Annotated in this window: 13 protein-coding genes and 2 tRNA genes; 9 read left to right on the forward strand and 6 right to left on the reverse strand. The window is 59.3% G+C overall.

Annotated features, from left to right (window positions below):
* The coding region (locus IK083_10560; protein MBR4749996.1) for a hypothetical protein at positions 1–374 on the reverse strand (374 nt) is incomplete at its 3' end.
* A gap of 161 nt (positions 375–535) precedes the next feature.
* On the opposite strand from IK083_10560, the gene IK083_10565 reads away from it, so the two are divergent.
* From IK083_10565 to IK083_10580, 4 genes are all read left to right on the forward strand, one after another.
* Entirely contained in the window at positions 536–1,897 is a 1,362-nt protein-coding gene (locus IK083_10565; GenBank protein ID MBR4749997.1) for a hypothetical protein, read from the forward strand.
* A gap of 117 nt (positions 1,898–2,014) precedes the next feature.
* The gene (gene metK / locus IK083_10570; protein MBR4749998.1) at positions 2,015–3,178 is read left to right on the forward strand and encodes a methionine adenosyltransferase; all 1,164 of its coding nucleotides are present in this window, start codon (positions 2,015–2,017) and stop codon (positions 3,176–3,178) included.
* A gap of 10 nt (positions 3,179–3,188) precedes the next feature.
* Positions 3,189–3,407, forward strand: a complete 219-nt coding sequence (locus IK083_10575) for a tautomerase family protein (protein ID MBR4749999.1) — start codon at positions 3,189–3,191, stop codon at positions 3,405–3,407.
* Between the two features lie 70 nt (positions 3,408–3,477).
* Complete coding sequence (locus tag IK083_10580) at positions 3,478–4,887, forward strand: NCS2 family permease (protein ID MBR4750000.1); 1,410 nt, start codon at positions 3,478–3,480, stop codon at positions 4,885–4,887.
* A gap of 279 nt (positions 4,888–5,166) precedes the next feature.
* Here IK083_10580 and IK083_10585 read toward each other — a convergent pair whose 3' ends face one another.
* From IK083_10585 to IK083_10600, 4 genes are all read right to left on the reverse strand, one after another.
* Entirely contained in the window at positions 5,167–6,408 is a 1,242-nt protein-coding gene (locus tag IK083_10585) for a right-handed parallel beta-helix repeat-containing protein (protein MBR4750001.1), read from the reverse strand.
* A gap of 258 nt (positions 6,409–6,666) precedes the next feature.
* Positions 6,667–7,875 (reverse strand): hypothetical protein, encoded by a 1,209-nt coding sequence (locus tag IK083_10590; protein ID MBR4750002.1) that lies wholly within the window; start codon positions 7,873–7,875, stop codon positions 6,667–6,669.
* Positions 7,876–8,059: 184 nt separating this feature from the next.
* A tRNA-Arg gene (locus tag IK083_10595) sits at positions 8,060–8,132 on the reverse strand.
* A 78-nt stretch (positions 8,133–8,210) separates the two neighbouring features.
* Complete coding sequence (locus IK083_10600) at positions 8,211–9,437, reverse strand: tyrosine--tRNA ligase (protein MBR4750003.1); 1,227 nt, start codon at positions 9,435–9,437, stop codon at positions 8,211–8,213.
* Positions 9,438–9,636: 199 nt separating this feature from the next.
* Here IK083_10600 and IK083_10605 point away from each other — a divergent pair, with 199 nt between their 5' ends.
* From IK083_10605 to IK083_10625, 5 genes are all read left to right on the forward strand, one after another.
* Positions 9,637–10,323 (forward strand): hypothetical protein, encoded by a 687-nt coding sequence (locus tag IK083_10605; GenBank protein ID MBR4750004.1) that lies wholly within the window; start codon positions 9,637–9,639, stop codon positions 10,321–10,323.
* Positions 10,310–12,124 carry a translation elongation factor 4 gene (gene lepA, locus IK083_10610; protein MBR4750005.1) on the forward strand — a complete coding sequence of 605 codons (1,815 nt, stop codon included), beginning with the start codon at positions 10,310–10,312 and terminating at the stop codon, positions 12,122–12,124. The genes IK083_10605 and lepA overlap by 14 nt, the downstream gene beginning before the upstream one ends.
* A 7-nt stretch (positions 12,125–12,131) precedes the next feature.
* Positions 12,132–12,773, forward strand: coding sequence for an N-acetyltransferase (locus tag IK083_10615; protein MBR4750006.1), 642 nt, complete (start codon positions 12,132–12,134; stop codon positions 12,771–12,773).
* A gap of 44 nt (positions 12,774–12,817) precedes the next feature.
* The gene (locus IK083_10620) at positions 12,818–13,405 is read left to right on the forward strand and encodes a hypothetical protein (protein ID MBR4750007.1); all 588 of its coding nucleotides are present in this window, start codon (positions 12,818–12,820) and stop codon (positions 13,403–13,405) included.
* A 64-nt stretch (positions 13,406–13,469) separates the two neighbouring features.
* Positions 13,470–13,543 (forward strand) — tRNA-His (locus IK083_10625).
* A gap of 69 nt (positions 13,544–13,612) precedes the next feature.
* Here IK083_10625 and IK083_10630 read toward each other — a convergent pair.
* Positions 13,613–14,584 (reverse strand): carbohydrate kinase, encoded by a 972-nt coding sequence (locus IK083_10630; GenBank protein MBR4750008.1) that lies wholly within the window; start codon positions 14,582–14,584, stop codon positions 13,613–13,615.
* Positions 14,585–15,169 lie beyond the last annotated feature (585 nt).

Genomic DNA, 15,169 nt, shown 5'->3' on the forward strand with positions numbered 1-15,169 from the left:
GTGCAGAACAGGTCCACGTATCTGTCCCGGGTGACGGGGCTGACGGTATGGGCGGGGAGTATCCAGTTGTATTCCTCGCAGATGAGCCATATCAGGTCCTGCAGGGCGTCGAGGTATTCCTTGTCGTCCGGAAACAGCAGGGAGAGTATGGCCGCCTTTGCCAAAAAGGCCCGGCGCTGAAAATAGGGGCCTTCCATGGCGTTGCGGTTGCCGGTCTCGTAGAAATAGCGGCGCTGGGTATAGGTGACGGGGGCAGGTCCGGCGAGCTTGAATGTCTCGTATTCTGTCTTGGTTTGGCCGATCCATTCGCCGTAGGCTGGATCCCGGGCTATCTCTGCCCAGAATTCCGGCCGGCGGAACTTGTCGTATAGCATAACAACCACCTGAGATGATGAAGATTCTACTTCAATTATAGCACGGCAGGAAGGCAAAACACAAACGGCGGCAGGCTCCGCGGGCCTGTTGTCACCGGTCCCTCTCTCTGCTATAATAAGATGGGACAGCCGCCGGAGAATGGCGGCTCAGGAGGTGAATTATGCGTGTTGCGATAGTGTGTCTGCTGCTTGTGCTGTGGGCCCCGCTGGCGGCGGAGCCGCTGGACGCCGTGGTGGAGGAGCTGTATGACGGCGGAGCGCAGGTGACCTGCCCGTCGGGGCTGGTCTATTCGGTCACAGGCTACGACAGCGTCACCCGGAACAGAGTGCGCTGGGAAGGTGACCTGACAGCCGGCCATCTGAGAGGTATGCCGGAGGGGGGCTTCAACCGCCTGACCATAGAATACTCGTCGGACAGAGATCTCCGGATGAACATAGTGTATATGGAGGAGGATTCTCCCGTCCGGGGTGAATACTATCTGGCAAAGAACGACAGGAGCTTTTCCTTCCTGACCGAGGGCTGGAGCGCGGGCAGGCTGTCGTCGCGGATACTGTCCGTCACCCTGAGGCCGCTATCCGGGGAAGCCTCCGCTGTGATCCGGGGCTTCACTCCTTCCGTGGCTCCGGCAGCCGATACGGACACCTGCTACCTGGAAAACAAATATCTGCGGGCGGGCATCCGGCTCCTGTGGGGCGGCGGGGTGAACCTGCTGGAGGACAAGCGCTGTCCCGTGGAGGGACTCGGCAACCTGATCAATATGGCGGACACGGGCCGGCTGATACAGCAGTCCTACTATATGGACAGCGCGGGCCCGGATTTCAAGGCAGGCACCTCCTTCGGACAGCAGTGGTGCTACAACCCGGTGCAGGGGGGAGACCAATTCGGCAACCACAGCCGGCTCATAGATTTTGAAAAGCGGGGGGACTCCCTTTACGTGAAAGCCCAGCCTCTGGACTGGGCCCTGGACGGCTTTGTCACTCCTTCCTACGTGGAAAACGTCTATACCCTCAGAGACCGGGCCCTGGTGGTGGACAACACCTTTACGGACTTTTCGGGCATGGAGCAGTCGGTCCACAGCCAGGAGGTGCCAGCCTTTTATACGGTGAGCTATCTGGGCAGATTCGTGTATTACGGCGGCAGCCGCCCCTGGACCGGGGACGCCGTGACGGAACGGGAGTCGCTGCCCTTCTGGGGCGGAGACTATCCCGCCGAGTGCAAGTTTGGCTTTGACCCGTCGAACACGGAGCGCTGGAGTGCCTGGATGTGTCCCGACAAGGACTACGGCATAGGCCTCTTTACTCCCGGGGCCGACAGCCTGATAGCCGGCAGGCACGCTTGGAACGGCTCCAAAGACCCGCTGGACGGCGCTACCAACTACACGGCGCCTCTCATCACCGCCGCCATCAAAAGCGGCAAGCCTCTCAAATACCGCTACGTCATCACTACAGGCGGCATCGGCGAGATCAGGGGCCTGTTTGCAAAATACAGAGGTCAGGGCGCCGGCTTTGCCGGCTATCGCTGAAGCCCCGGAGTGTATTTTTGAGGCTCTCCGGAGTGCAATTTTGGCCCGAAATGTGGTATAATATTAATGTGAAAATATTGTAGGACGCCTTCTTTGGGCGTGTGCAAGGAGTATAATATGTCTATCTACAAACCCCATCTGTTTACCTCCGAATCCGTGACGGAGGGACACCCCGACAAAATGGCGGATCAGATATCCGACGCCATTCTGGACGAATTCATCAGGATCGATCCCTATGCCCGCGTGGCCTGCGAGACCATGGTGTCTACCGGCAACGTGTTTCTGGCCGGAGAGATCACCATCAAGGACGGCTACGTGGACATTCCCGGAGTAGTCAGAAACGTGATCAAGGATATAGGTTACGATTCCCGGGAGGCCTATTTTGACTACAAGACCTGCTCGGTCATGACCTCCATAGACGAGCAGTCCCCCGATATAGCCCAGGGCGTGGACACCGACGGAGCCGGCGACCAGGGCATGATGTTCGGCTACGCCACCAACGAGACTCCCGAGCTGATGCCTATGCCCATCATGACCGCCCACAAGCTGGCCTGGCGGCTGGCAGAGGTGCGCAAAAGCGGAGAGCTGGACTACAAGCTCTTCCCCGACGGCAAGACCCAAGTGACCTGCGAGTATGACGGAAACAGGGTGGCGGCCATAGACAAGATAGTCGTGTCCGCCCAGCATCAGCTCTATATGGATCAGGCGCTGCTCCGAAAGGACATCATAGAGCGCGTGATCCGTCCCGTGGTCCCCGAGGACCTGTTTGACTATTCACGGGCCGACGAGAATATCTTTGTGAACCCCACCGGCGCCTTCAACATAGGCGGCCCCCACGGCGATACCGGGCTTACGGGCCGCAAGATCATCGTGGACACCTACGGCGGCGCTGCCCGCCACGGCGGCGGAGCCTTTTCCGGCAAGGACCCCACCCAGGTGGACCGCTCCGCAGCCTACATGATGCGCTACGTGGCCAAGAACATCGTGGCCGCCGGTCTGGCGGACAGATGCGAGGTGGAGGTGGGCTATGCCATAGGCGAAGCCCGGCCCATGGGCATCAACGTGGAGACCTTTGGCACCGGCAGGATCGACAACGCCCGCATAGCCGATATCATAGGCAAGGTCTTTGACCTGACCCCCAGAGGTATCATCGAATCTCTGGACCTGCGTCGCCCTATCTACAGAAAGACCGCAGCCTACGGCCATTTCGGCCGGGAAGACAGCGACTTTACCTGGGAAAAGACAGACAAGGCCGAAGAGATCAGGGCCCTGGCAGAATAGGAGAAGAGCCATGCCTCATATTTCCGTGACCATGCATCCCGGCAGAACGCCGGAGCAGAAGGCCGCCCTGGCCAAGGCTCTGAAGAGAGCTCTCGTGGACTCTCTGGGCTGCCCGGAGGGTGTGGTGTCCGTCTCGGTGGCGGAGGTGCAGCCCGACAAGTGGCAGGAGCACCTGAAGACCTTTCCCGAAGAGAGCGTGCTCATCAAGCCGGACAAGAAAAAAGACTGACTTTTGACAAGACACTGTTTCCCCGCGGGGGCAGTGTCTTGCTTTGTATTATGACAAGCGAGGAGACGGTATGGACAAGTTTTTCAAACTGACGGAGAGAAACACCTCGGTGCAGACCGAGTTTCGGGCGGCGCTGGTGACCTTTTTTGCCATGGTGTATATCCTGGTGGTCAACGCGGGCATGTTTTCCAACCCTTTGGGAGACGGCTCCAGCCCCCTGGGCGTGACCTTTGGCGGGATGTACGTGGCCACGGCTCTGGGCGCCATCATCGGATCTCTGTTAATGGGGATCCTGGCCAACCTGCCGGTGGCCCTGGCCAGCGGCATGGGGCTCAACGCCTTTTTCGTGTATACCATCTGCGTGGGCATGGGCTTCAGCTACGCCAACGCGCTGGTGTTCATACTGATAGACGGCCTGCTCTTTATCATCCTTTCGGCCACCGGAGTGAGAAGGGCCATATTTGAGTGTATCCCCGACTGCATCCGCAGGTCCATCGTGGTGGGCATCGGCCTTATGCTGGCCCTGCTGGGCTTCAAGAACGGCGGGCTCATCGTGATCAGCGACGCCACCGGCATCGCCAAGGGCTCCTTCAACGTCTTATCCGGCAGCTGGGCAGCCATCATGCCCCTGCTGGTGTGCCTCCTGTCGGTGTTTGTAGTGGCCATACTGGACAAGAGGAAGGTGAGAGGCTCCGTGTTCCTGGGCATGTTCTTCGGCACGGTCCTCTATTATCTGCTGGGCCTGACGGTGAAGGGCTTTGACGGCTACTCCGTCTTTGCCTACGCCCAGAGTCCCATGGAAGCCTTCAGCGATTTTGTCCGGCTCAATCTGGGGGCAGTGCTCGCGCATGGCTTTGACTTCAGCGGCTACGTGGCCTCCCACGGGACAGCCAGCTTTGTCCTCAATTTTATCTGCACCGTGTTCGTGTTCCTGATGCTGGATATGTTTGACACAGTGGGGACCTTGTATGCCACCTGCCGGACCTCCGGCCTCACCGACAGCGAGGGCAGGATAGAAAATATGGACCTGGCCCTGATGTCCGACGCTCTGGCCACCACCGCCGGCGCCCTGTTCGGCACCAACACAGTGACAGCCTACGCCGAATCCGTCACCGGAGTGGGGGCGGGAGGCCGCACGGGACTCACCTCTGTCTTTGTGGCCCTCCTCTTCGTGTGCGCTCTGTTCTTTGCGCCGCTGGGCTCCATGGTGCCCGCCTGCGCTTCGTCGGTGGCCCTTATATTCGTGGGATATATCATGCTCAGGGGCATAGCCGAACTGGAATGGGACGACCCCCTGTCCGTGGTGCCGGCCTTCCTGACCATAGCCGTCACCTGCTTTGCCTGCGATATCGCTCTGGGCATAGCCTACGGCATACTGAGCTATACAGCCATGTGCCTTTTTACAGGTAATGCCAACAAGCTGAACGCGGGCACCTGGATCCTGACGGCGATGTTTACGCTGATGATGCTGGTCAGCTGAGCGCTGTCAGAAAAGACAGTCCGGGCGGGGAATCCCCCGCCCTTTTTTTTGCAGGGAATAGACGTTCCCGAGTGTTGAGAGCGCGCAAGCGGACCGCCCGATGCCGAAAGCCATCCCCGAAATACCTCGACCTATCTCCGGCCGCGGTCCGGGGAACAATAAACAGTCGGGGAAAGCAGCCTTGCGGCGGCGCGGGAGCGCCGCCGCAAGGAATAATAATGTTTTGGCCCCTGCAGGCGCGCAGCGCCTGCAGGGGCCAATAAGCTTGTGGGCGGTGTTTTACTGTCCGTCGGCGGGTTTGCCGACGCTGTCTGTGTTGCCGGTGTTGTTGGCTATGGTGACGGCGGCTGTCCCGGACCTGCGGTCCACCAGCAAAAAGGGATATTCCGACGGCTTGATGATATTGCCCGTAAAGGACAGCATCTCCATGCCCTCATAGATGGAGAGGACCGAGGACCTTTCGCTGAAGGAGCAGCCGGTGACTATGAGGCTCTTGCCCTTTTCCGCTCTGATAAAGGGGTACTGACATTCCTGAGATCTGCCGAATCTGCAGCCGGACAGGATGATGTCGCCGGCGTCCGCCAGATGGATGGCAGAGTCGCCGTTGTCGGAAAGCTGGCAGCCGGACACGGTCACGTCGGCGTTGGGGTTGGTGACCTGCAGGAATTTGTGATGGCCCCAGTAGAGGCCGCCGGTGATGCCCAGCTGATGCTTGGCCTTGCCCTGTATATCCCAGGATATGCTGGTGGCGTCGGTGGCGCAGTCCACAAAGGTGCCCCAGGAGCCGGTGTCGCCGAAGGGCCATTCCTTGGGCGGGTCTATGGTCTGAAAGCCTGTCTGATTGTTCATACTGAACAGTCTCCAGCAGCTGATGCCGTCATTGTAGCCGAAGCGGAAGGCCGTCACGTTGGGGCGGTTGAGATTGTTCCACACCTCTATGTTGCGCAGGGTGGGGATGTCCAGAGTGCCGGTGATGGTCACCGCGCAGCCGCCGCAGGAGACCACGAACACGTTTTCGATGTTGACCCTGCCGGGCCCGTTTTTGGGATTGCAGGCTATGCCGTCCCAGCAATACTGGAGCCGCAGGTTCTGTATGTTGATGCCGTTGCCGTCCAGATATATGGCCGGGGGAAAATGGGTGTCCAGCTTGTTTTCGCTGTACACTATGGCTATGCCGTAGAGAGACGAGTAGTCTTTCATGTGGACGCCGGGTCCCTTTTCCTGGTCAATGAAAAGACGGGCCATGGGGGTGGCGTCGGCATTCCAGCCGCCGGGCTCGCCGCCCTTCAGGGACTGGTCCATCAGCTCGAGGGTGTCGGTGATCCTGTAGTTGCCCCGGGGAGCGAAGACGGGTATCTTTTGCTCCCGGGAGGCGATGATGGCTTTTTTGAAGGCCAGAGTATCGTCGGCAATGGCGTCGCCCTTGGCGCCGAAGTCCATGACGTTGGCCACCTTTTCGGTGCCGGCCCAGGCGGCGCAGGCCGCCAGTAGTATGAGAATGGTGATGAGAATGCGTTTCATGCTGCTCTCCTTGGTGAGTGTCACTCTATTGTAGCACAATTGCCGGCGCGTGTCAAAAGGGGGCTCCTTGCGACAAGCCCGGTCTTTCGTTATCCCGGCGGTTCATTACAGACACATCCCGGCGCCTCCTCCGGTGAGAGCAGGCGCGGGAGCGGCTCTGCAAGGCAAATAACAATGTCCCCGGCAGGCGCGCCGGGCCTGCCGGGGACACTCTGTCCGATATGATGCGGGAGCTCTGCGTTGTTCTCCCGGACTGCGTTATACGCCCGTATTGTCCGCTATGGTGATCAGGGCGTCCTCCGAGCGCCGGTCATCCTTTATAAATGGAAATTCGGTGGGCAGGATGACGTTGCCGGTAAAGGACAGGCGGCCGATCTCCGGGCCTATGGTAAGCACCGGCGAATGCTCGTCAAAGGTGCACCCGGACAGGTTGAGGCTCTTGCCCTTTTTGGCGTTGATAAAGGGGTACTGGGTATTCATGGCTCTGCCGAATGAACAGCCGGTTATGGTGATGCATCCCGCGTCCTGCATGTCTACGCACGGGGAGCCGTTGTCCTTAATCTGGCAGCCGCTGACCACGGCGTTGGCGTTGGGGTTGGAGCACTGGAGAAACTTGTGATGCCCCCAGTAGAGCCCGCCGGTGATGCCCAGCTGGTGGAAGGCGGAGCCCTGCAGGTCCCAGGAAATGCTGGTGGCGTCTGTGGCGCAGTCCGTGAATGTGCCCCAGGTGCCCTTGGTCTGAGTCCGCCATTCGTCGGGCGGGTCTATGGTCTGAAAGCCTGTGTGGTTGCTCATACTGAACAGCCTCAGGCAGCTGATGCCGTCATTGTAGCCGAAGCGGAAGGCGGTGACGTTGGGCCTGTGCTTGTTGTTCCACACCTCTATATTGCGGAGGGTGGCAATATCCAGAGTGCCTGTGATGCATACCGCGCAGCCGCCGGCAGACACGACAAAGGCGTTCTCTATGTTGACTCTGCCGGCTCCGTTTTTCGGATGGCAGGCGATGCCGTCCCAGCAGTATTGGAGCCTGATATTCTGGATGTTGATGCCCACTCCGTCCAGAAGAACTGCCGGCGGAAAATGTGTGTCGTCCTTTTTTTCGTCATACATGACGGCGATGCCGTAGAGAGAGGAGCCGCCCTTCATGTGCAGCCCGGGGCCCTGCTCGTGGTCGATGAGAAGACGGGCCATCGGGGCGCTGTCGGCGTTCCAGGCGCCGGGCTCTCCCCCCTTCAGGGACTGCTTTTCCAGTGTGAGAGTGTCAGTGAGCCTGTATTCGCCTCGGGGGACGAACACGGGCACCCGGTTTTCCCGGGAAAAGGTGAGGGCCTTTCTGAAGGCGGGGGTGCAGTCGGTCCGGCCGTCGCCCCTGGCGCCGAAGTCCAGCACGTTGGCCACCTGCTCGGTGCCGGCCATGGCGGCGCAGGCCGCCAGGAATATGAGAATGGTGATGATAATACGTTTCATGCTGCGCTCCTTGGTAAGTGTCACTCTATTGTAGCACACTTGCCGCCGCGTGTCAAAGAGGGAGAAGCGACGCGGGGCCACCTCTTGCCGTGATGACGAGACGTTTTCTCTCCCGGGGGAGGTCTGTCTGAAAAAAAGGAAAAGGCTGTCGCGGGGTGAGCGCGTGAGGAGAGTAAAAAAAGAGCGCACCCGAAGGGAGTCGAACCCCCGACACTCAGGACCGGAACCTGATGCTCTATCCACTGAGCTACGGGTGCGTACCACCTATATTGTATACCCTTTGAGCGGGGTTTGTCAAGCCAAAGAGAAAAGACCGCCCTCGGGCGGCCTGATTTTTATTTCATGACGAGCTTGGCAAACTTGCGTTTGCCTGCCTTGATGACCATGCCGTCGGAGACGGCGATCATCTCTTTGAAGTCCGTGTATTTGGCTCCGTCCAGGGATATGGCGCCGGAGGATATCAGACGGCGTATCTCTGAATTGGTGCCCACCAGCCCCGACTCCTGCACTATGGTCATGAGGGAGCACTTACCGTCCTCCAGCTTGTCCGGGGCGATCTCAAAGGAAGGCATGTCCTGAGGCACGTCCTTCTGGCTGAACACCCTCTCAAATTCCTGCTGGGCCGCCAGGGCTTCCTCTTTGGAGTGATAGATGGCGATGATCTCCCGGGCCAGCCTTTTCTTGACGTCCATGGGATGGACCGAGCCGGCGGCTATGCCCGCCAGAAGGCCCTTTACCTCTTCCATGTCCACGTCGGTGCACAGCTCGAAGTATTCCTGCATCTGCTCGTCGGAGATGCTCATGAGCTTGCCGAACATCTCGGAGGGCGACTCGGTGATGCCCACGTAGTTGCCCAGGGATTTGGACATCTTGTTCACTCCGTCCAGACCTGTGAGGATGGGCATAAAGAGGCCCACCTGCTGCTCCTTTTCGTAGGCGCCCTGCAGGGTCCTGCCCATGAGGATGTTGAACTTTTGCTCGGTGCCGCCTACCTCTACGTCCGCTTCCAGGACCACGCTGTCATAGGCCTGGCATATGGGGTAGGTGATCTCGTGGGCGGCTATGGGTCTGTTTTCGGACAGGCGCTTCTGAAAGTCGTCTCTTTCCAGCAGCCGGGCCATGGTCACGTGGCTCATGACTCTGATGGCGTCGGTAAAGGAGAGGCTGCCCAGCCATTCGCTGTTGAAGTGGATGACGGTCTTGTCGGGATCAAGTATCTTGAAGAACTGCTGATAGTAGGTCTTGGCGTTTTTGTCGATCTCTTCCCGGGAGAGCTGGGGTCTGGTGACCGATTTGCCCGTGGGGTCGCCTATGCCGGCGGTAAAGTCGCCGATGATGATATGGACCTCGTGGCCCATGTCCTGAAACTTGCGCATCTTCCTCAGGACCACTGCGCTGCCCAGATGGATGTCGGGAGCGGTGGGGTCCAGGCCCAGCTTGATCTTCAGGGGCTTGCGGTCCCTGATGGCCCGGGCCAGCTTGTCCAGAAGGTCGCTCTCGGGCACTATCTCCACGGTGCCGCGCTTGATGATCTCAAATTGTTCCTTCGCCTGTCGTGTGATATCCAATGTCTTCTCCGAAATACTCTTTTGCTACATAATATTATACTCCAAAAGCCCGGCGTTTTTCAAGACGGCTCCCCCCGGGCGGCAATTGTGTTACGGGGCCGATTTTTGGTATAATATATTAGAAGAGCGCGCAGGCAGCCCGGGCGGCGCAGCCGCGGAGGCCCGGGCCGGACAGTGAAAAGGAGAAAACAGCATGGATTTTTTTTGCAACGGAATGTTTGTCGCTTCCACCGATCCTTCCGTCAAATTTGCCCCCGAGGCGTCCTTTGACACTGTGTACGGCGAGGCCTGGTTTTTGAAAAAGGCCCCCTACGACCCGGCGACTCTGTTTCCCAGAAAAAATACCCTGCGGGTAGTGCCCAACATACGGCTGGTGGCCGAATACGTGACCTGCGCCGCCGTGAGCGGCATAGACGCCTCCATATGGCTCCTGTATTCCAAGATGGAAAAGCCCGTCATCAACCACACGGCGGAGCTGAGGCTCAGGGACATCAGCCGCGTCGCCGGCTACGACATACTGTCCCTGTCGGTGAATTATTCCCTGATATACGACGTGCTGGAAAAGGATTTCAGCTCCGGGTCCATCGACTTTTCGGAGGAAGACACCCTGCGGGACAGGCTGTCCGAGTATCGGCAGCACATGAACAGCAGCCTCCTCTTTGACAGCCCCGAGGTCTGCGGCAGCTTTTTGGAGGAGTGCAACCGCTACTTCGCCGAAAGCTGCGAAAAGCTGGTGACGCCGGGCTGGGAACAGCTGTCCGTCTCCAGTGTGTTTACGGGCATGCCCGTGGACGACAACCTCATCTGCAAGCTGGCGCGGGTGGACACGGAAGCGTTTTTTGCCCGTTTTGAAGACAGTGTGAATTATGAATCGAAATAACATACGCAATTTTTGCATCATAGCCCACATAGACCACGGCAAATCCACTCTGGCGGACAGGATCCTGGAGCTCACCGGGACCATAGACGCCAAGGATATGACCGGTCAGGTGCTGGACGGCATGGACCTGGAAAAGGAGCGGGGCATCACCATCAAGATGACCGCCGTGACCATGACCTGGAAGGCCCGGGACGGGGAGACCTACTATCTCAATCTCATAGACACCCCGGGCCACGTGGACTTTTCCTACGAAGTGTCCCGGTCCCTGGCCGCCTGCGAGGGCGCGGTGCTGGTGGTGGACACCACGCAGGGAGTGCAGGCTCAGACTCTGGCCAACACCAATCTGGCCATGAACAACGACCTGGAGATCATCCCAGTGCTGAACAAGATTGACATGGCCGCCTCCGACCCGGACAGGACCAGAGAGGAGATAGAGACCGTGCTCATGATAGACGCCTCTGAGGCCATTCCCATCTCCGCCCGGTCCGGCCAGGGAGTGGACGAAGTGATGGAGGCCATAGTCGGGCGCATCCCCGCTCCGTCCGGAGACGAGGACGCGCCTCTGAAGGCTCTGATATTCGACTCCCACTTTGACCAGTATCTGGGTATAGTGGCCTACGTCAGGGTCATGGACGGCGTGCTCAGAAACGGCGACCGCATCAGGATGATGTCCTCCGGCAAGGAGTTTGAGGTGACCCAGACGGGCGTCTTCACTCCCGGCATGGAGCCGGCAGACTCTCTGTCGGCGGGCATGGTGGGCTACTTTACCGCCTCCATGAAAAACGTGGGCGACACCAGAGTGGGGGACACGGTGACGGGAGCGGACCGCCCCGCCTCCAAGCCTCTCAAGGGCTACAAGGAGGCCAGACCCATGGTCTTTTCGGGCCTCTATCCCATAGACACCAAGGACTTCAACAATATGCGGGAGGCCCTGGCCAAGCTGCAGCTCAACGACGCCTCCTTTACCTTTGAGCCCGAGTCCTCCGCCGCTCTGGGCACCGGCTTCCGCTGCGGTTTTCTGGGGCTGCTGCACATGGACATAGTGCAGGAGAGGCTGGAGCGCGAGTTTGGCCTGAACCTCATAGCCACCGCTCCCTCGGTGATCTACAAGGTGGTCACCACCAAAGGCGACACCCTGTGGGTGGAAAACCCCAGCGACCTGCCGGACCCCGAAAAGATCAAGTATATCGAGGAGCCCTTCGTGGACGTGTCCATACTGGTGCCCAGCGCCCACATAGGTCCGGTGATAGAGCTGTGTCAGGAGAGGCGGGGAGTGTATGACAAGATGGAATACCCCACCCGGGACAGCGTGATCATCAAGTTTGAGATGCCTCTGGCCGAGATAGTCATGGACTTTTTTGACACTCTGAAATCCGTGACCCACGGCTATGCCACCCTGGACTACGAGTTCAGAGAATACAGAAAGAGCAGCGTGGAAAAGCTGATCATACTCCTCAACTACGAGCCGGTGGACGCCCTGAGCTTCATCACTCACCGGGACCGGGCTTCTTCCCGGGCCAGAGTGCTGGTGGACAGGCTGAAGGAAGTGATTCCCAGACAGCAGTTCGAGATACGCATCCAGGCCCAGGCGGGCAACAACATCATAGCCGCCTCCACGGTGAAGCCTTACAGAAAGAACGTCATAGCCAAGTGCTACGGCGGCGACATCACCAGAAAACGAAAGCTGCTGGAAAAGCAGAAGGAAGGCAAAAAGAGGATGAAGACCATAGGCACCGTGGAGGTGCCTCAGGACGCCTTTATGAGCGTGCTCAGGATAGGCAACGACGCCAGGAACAAATAGAAGGTATATGACGACAACTGCAGACTATGTGATCCGCCCCGAAAGAAGAGAGGAATACAGAGAGACCGAGACTCTGGTGAGAGAGGCCTTCTGGAACGTGTACAGGCCCGGATGCCTGGAGCATTTCGTGCTGCACACCATGAGGAGCGACCCCGCCTTCGTGCCGGAGCTGGATCTGGTCATGGAGCAGGAGGGCAGGCTCATAGGGCAGAACATGTTTGCCCGGACCGTCATAGACACGGACGGAGGCGGCGCCCTGGAGGTGCTGACCATGGGTCCCATCTGCATCGCCCCGGAGCTGCAGCGCAGGGGGCTTGGCAAAGCCCTGCTGGACGCCTCTCTGGAAAAGGCCGCGGCCCTGGGCTTCGGAGCCGTGCTCTTTGAGGGCAACATAGGGTTTTACGGCAAGAGCGGCTTTGTCTGCGCCTCCCGGTTCGGAGTCAGATACAACGACATGCCCGCCGACGCCGATACCTCCTTCTTTCTCTGCAAGGAGCTGCGGGAGGGATATCTCGAAGGCGTGACCGGGGCTTACAGGACTCCCCCGGGCTATCTGGTGGACCGCGGGGAGACCGAGGAGTTTGACCGGCTCTTTGCTCCCAGGATCAAGCAAAAACTGCCCGGGCAGCTGTTCCCGGACGACGAATAGGACATGCCCCGAAGGGGCAGGGAAAACAAAAAGGAAGTGAAGTCATGAAGATCGTGATCATAGTATTGGCAGCAGCGGCTCTGGCCGCGGCGGTGACGTGTCTGGCCGGCTGCGTGGGGCACAAGCAGCAGGATCCCCCTGTCTGCGGCGGAGTCACCGACAAGACCGACCCCAAGGCTCCCAAGACCATCAAGTCCAAAGACATAGCGTCTCTGAAAGTGAATATCATATTCACCGGAGAACGGGTGCAAAAGGACGGATATATGGAAGAGTTCTCTTTTGCCGTCGCGAAGGATAAGGACGGAGCGCTCACCGCCTCCGAAAAGACCACCGGCGTCAGTCTGCCGGCAGACAAGGCTCTCCTGGACAAGCTGCAGGAGGTGATAGACTCGGCCAAGCTGGCGGAGAGGAACGGCGTGTACAGAGTGACCGCCGGCCTGCCTCCCATTTTCAGCCCCCAGTCCTTCACGGCTGTTTACGCCTCGGGAGAAAAGCTCACCTTTACCGAGAACAACGATCCGGACGCCGAATGGTGCGAACAGCTCTACGGAGTATTTGCCGACTGGTTCGCCTCCAAGGGTGAAAACGGCCTGAAGCCTCTCCCCGAAAAGGAACGGCCGGCGAAAGAATAGAGAAAAAGAGGCCCGGCTCTTGCAAATGCCCGCCGCATATGATATAATATGAAATGAAGTCATGGCGGGTGTAGCTCAGTTGGTTAGAGCGTCAGGTTGTGGCCCTGAAGGCCAAGAGTTCGAATCTCTTTACTCGCCCTCAGGCAGGCTGCTCGGGCAGCCTGTTTTTTTTCGTCCCGCAGGAGAGGCTCCTGCGGGACGAAGTGTCTATTCCTGCTTGAGGACTATGGGTGAATCGGCCACCTCTTCAAAGGAGGGCATGGCCGGGATGGCTCCCGGCTTGGTGACCACGATGGCGGCCACCTTGGCCGCAAAGGCTATGACGCCCCTGATGAGGGATTCGTCGTAGGCGGTCACCGGCTTGTTCTGCCTGGCTATCTGGAAGAGAAGCCCGGCCGCAAAGGAATCGCCGGCTCCGGTGGCGTCCCGGCTGACCACGTCGTAGGAGGGTACGAAACCTCTGACGGAGCCCCAGCGGTAGGCCACGCCCTTGCCGCCCCGGGTGATGACCGCTATCTTGACGCCCAGGAGGTTCAGCATGTCCAGAGCCTCGTCTATGTCGTTGGTGCCCGTCACCACCTCCATCTCCTCGTCGGACAGCTTGACTATGTCGGCCATGCGCACGCACTCGTCGGACCTCTGTCTGGCGGCAGATTCGCTGGGCCACATGTTGAGGCGGATATTGGGGTCGTAGCTGATGAGGGCGCCCTTGGACCGGGCGATGCCCGCAGCAGTCACCGCCGCCTGATACACGCAGTCGTTCACCAGGCTGATGGAGCCGAAGTGAAATATCTTCGCGTCGGCGAGGATGCCCGTCTCCAGATCGTCTTCACTGTAGAGCTCGTCCGCGGAGGGCTTGCCGTAGAAGATGAAGCGCCGTTCGTCCGGGGTGATGTTGTCCACGAAGGCCAGCTTGGTCATGGCTTCGTCGGAGAGCCTGAGGCCCGTGACGTCCACGCCCTTGTCCTCCAGGACCTTGTAGAGATATTTGCCAAAGGAATCGTTGCCCACCTTGCCCAGAAAGGCGGCTTTGCCGCCCAGCGCCGCTACTCCGGCGCAGGTGTTGGCCGGGGATCCGCCGGCGTTTTTGGTAAAGCACTCGCTCTCGATCACGCTCTCGCCCGATTTGAGAGTGGTAAAGTCTATCAGCAGCTCGCCAAGACATACAACGTCTGTCATAACAGCCTCCTAATCATTTGCTATATTTATTATAGCACATAGGCGGCGGGAATGGTAGGAGGGGCGGGTGCTGCCGGGCGCTGCGCGCCCGGCAGCACCCAATGTATTATTAAGGCATGGGCGGGCGCTCCCGCGGCCGCCCAAGGCGCCTTTTTGCAGCAAATTGCCTCCCCGCGGGTGACCGGGGCCTGCTCGAGCTGCCCTTTCCGGTGCATATTTCCGGGGACCCCGAATAACGCCCCTCCCACCCCGGCCGGTCCGTAGCCGTGGCTCGCGGTTCTGTTGCAAAACATTGTCGTGCTGGTCCTCTTTCCGCCGACGTGGACCCCCCAACGGCCTTTGGCCGTCGGTGCCCCCACAGATCTCCAACGCCCTTACTACGTTTCGGGTGCCGGGATGACGGCGGTTGGAGGCGCTCAGCGTTTTTAGTTCGGGTGGCGGTGAGGCGGGTGACCGGGGCCTGCTCGAGCTGCTCTTTCCGGCGCATGTGTGGTCCTGTTTGGCAACGACGTCATCCCGGGATAGTTTCACGGACCGGCGTTTTCCTCCGGCCGGGAGGAGAGCGTTTGAGCGCTCTCTCGCTCG

Source organism: Abditibacteriota bacterium (assembly GCA_017552965.1).
Lineage (GTDB): Bacteria > Armatimonadota > UBA5829 > UBA5829 > UBA5829 > RGIG7931.

Coding starts and splice junctions, on each gene's coding strand:
- IK083_10565 (MBR4749997.1), top strand. CDS start 536: ATGCGTGTTGCGATAGTGTGTCTGCTGCTTGTGCTGTGGGCCCCGCTG.
- metK (MBR4749998.1), top strand. CDS start 2,015: ATGTCTATCTACAAACCCCATCTGTTTACCTCCGAATCCGTGACGGAG.
- IK083_10575 (MBR4749999.1), top strand. CDS start 3,189: ATGCCTCATATTTCCGTGACCATGCATCCCGGCAGAACGCCGGAGCAG.
- IK083_10580 (MBR4750000.1), top strand. CDS start 3,478: ATGGACAAGTTTTTCAAACTGACGGAGAGAAACACCTCGGTGCAGACC.
- IK083_10585 (MBR4750001.1), bottom strand. CDS start 6,408: ATGAAACGCATTCTCATCACCATTCTCATACTACTGGCGGCCTGCGCC.
- IK083_10590 (MBR4750002.1), bottom strand. CDS start 7,875: ATGAAACGTATTATCATCACCATTCTCATATTCCTGGCGGCCTGCGCC.
- IK083_10605 (MBR4750004.1), top strand. CDS start 9,637: ATGGATTTTTTTTGCAACGGAATGTTTGTCGCTTCCACCGATCCTTCC.
- lepA (MBR4750005.1), top strand. CDS start 10,310: ATGAATCGAAATAACATACGCAATTTTTGCATCATAGCCCACATAGAC.
- IK083_10615 (MBR4750006.1), top strand. CDS start 12,132: ATGACGACAACTGCAGACTATGTGATCCGCCCCGAAAGAAGAGAGGAA.
- IK083_10620 (MBR4750007.1), top strand. CDS start 12,818: ATGAAGATCGTGATCATAGTATTGGCAGCAGCGGCTCTGGCCGCGGCG.
- IK083_10630 (MBR4750008.1), bottom strand. CDS start 14,584: ATGACAGACGTTGTATGTCTTGGCGAGCTGCTGATAGACTTTACCACT.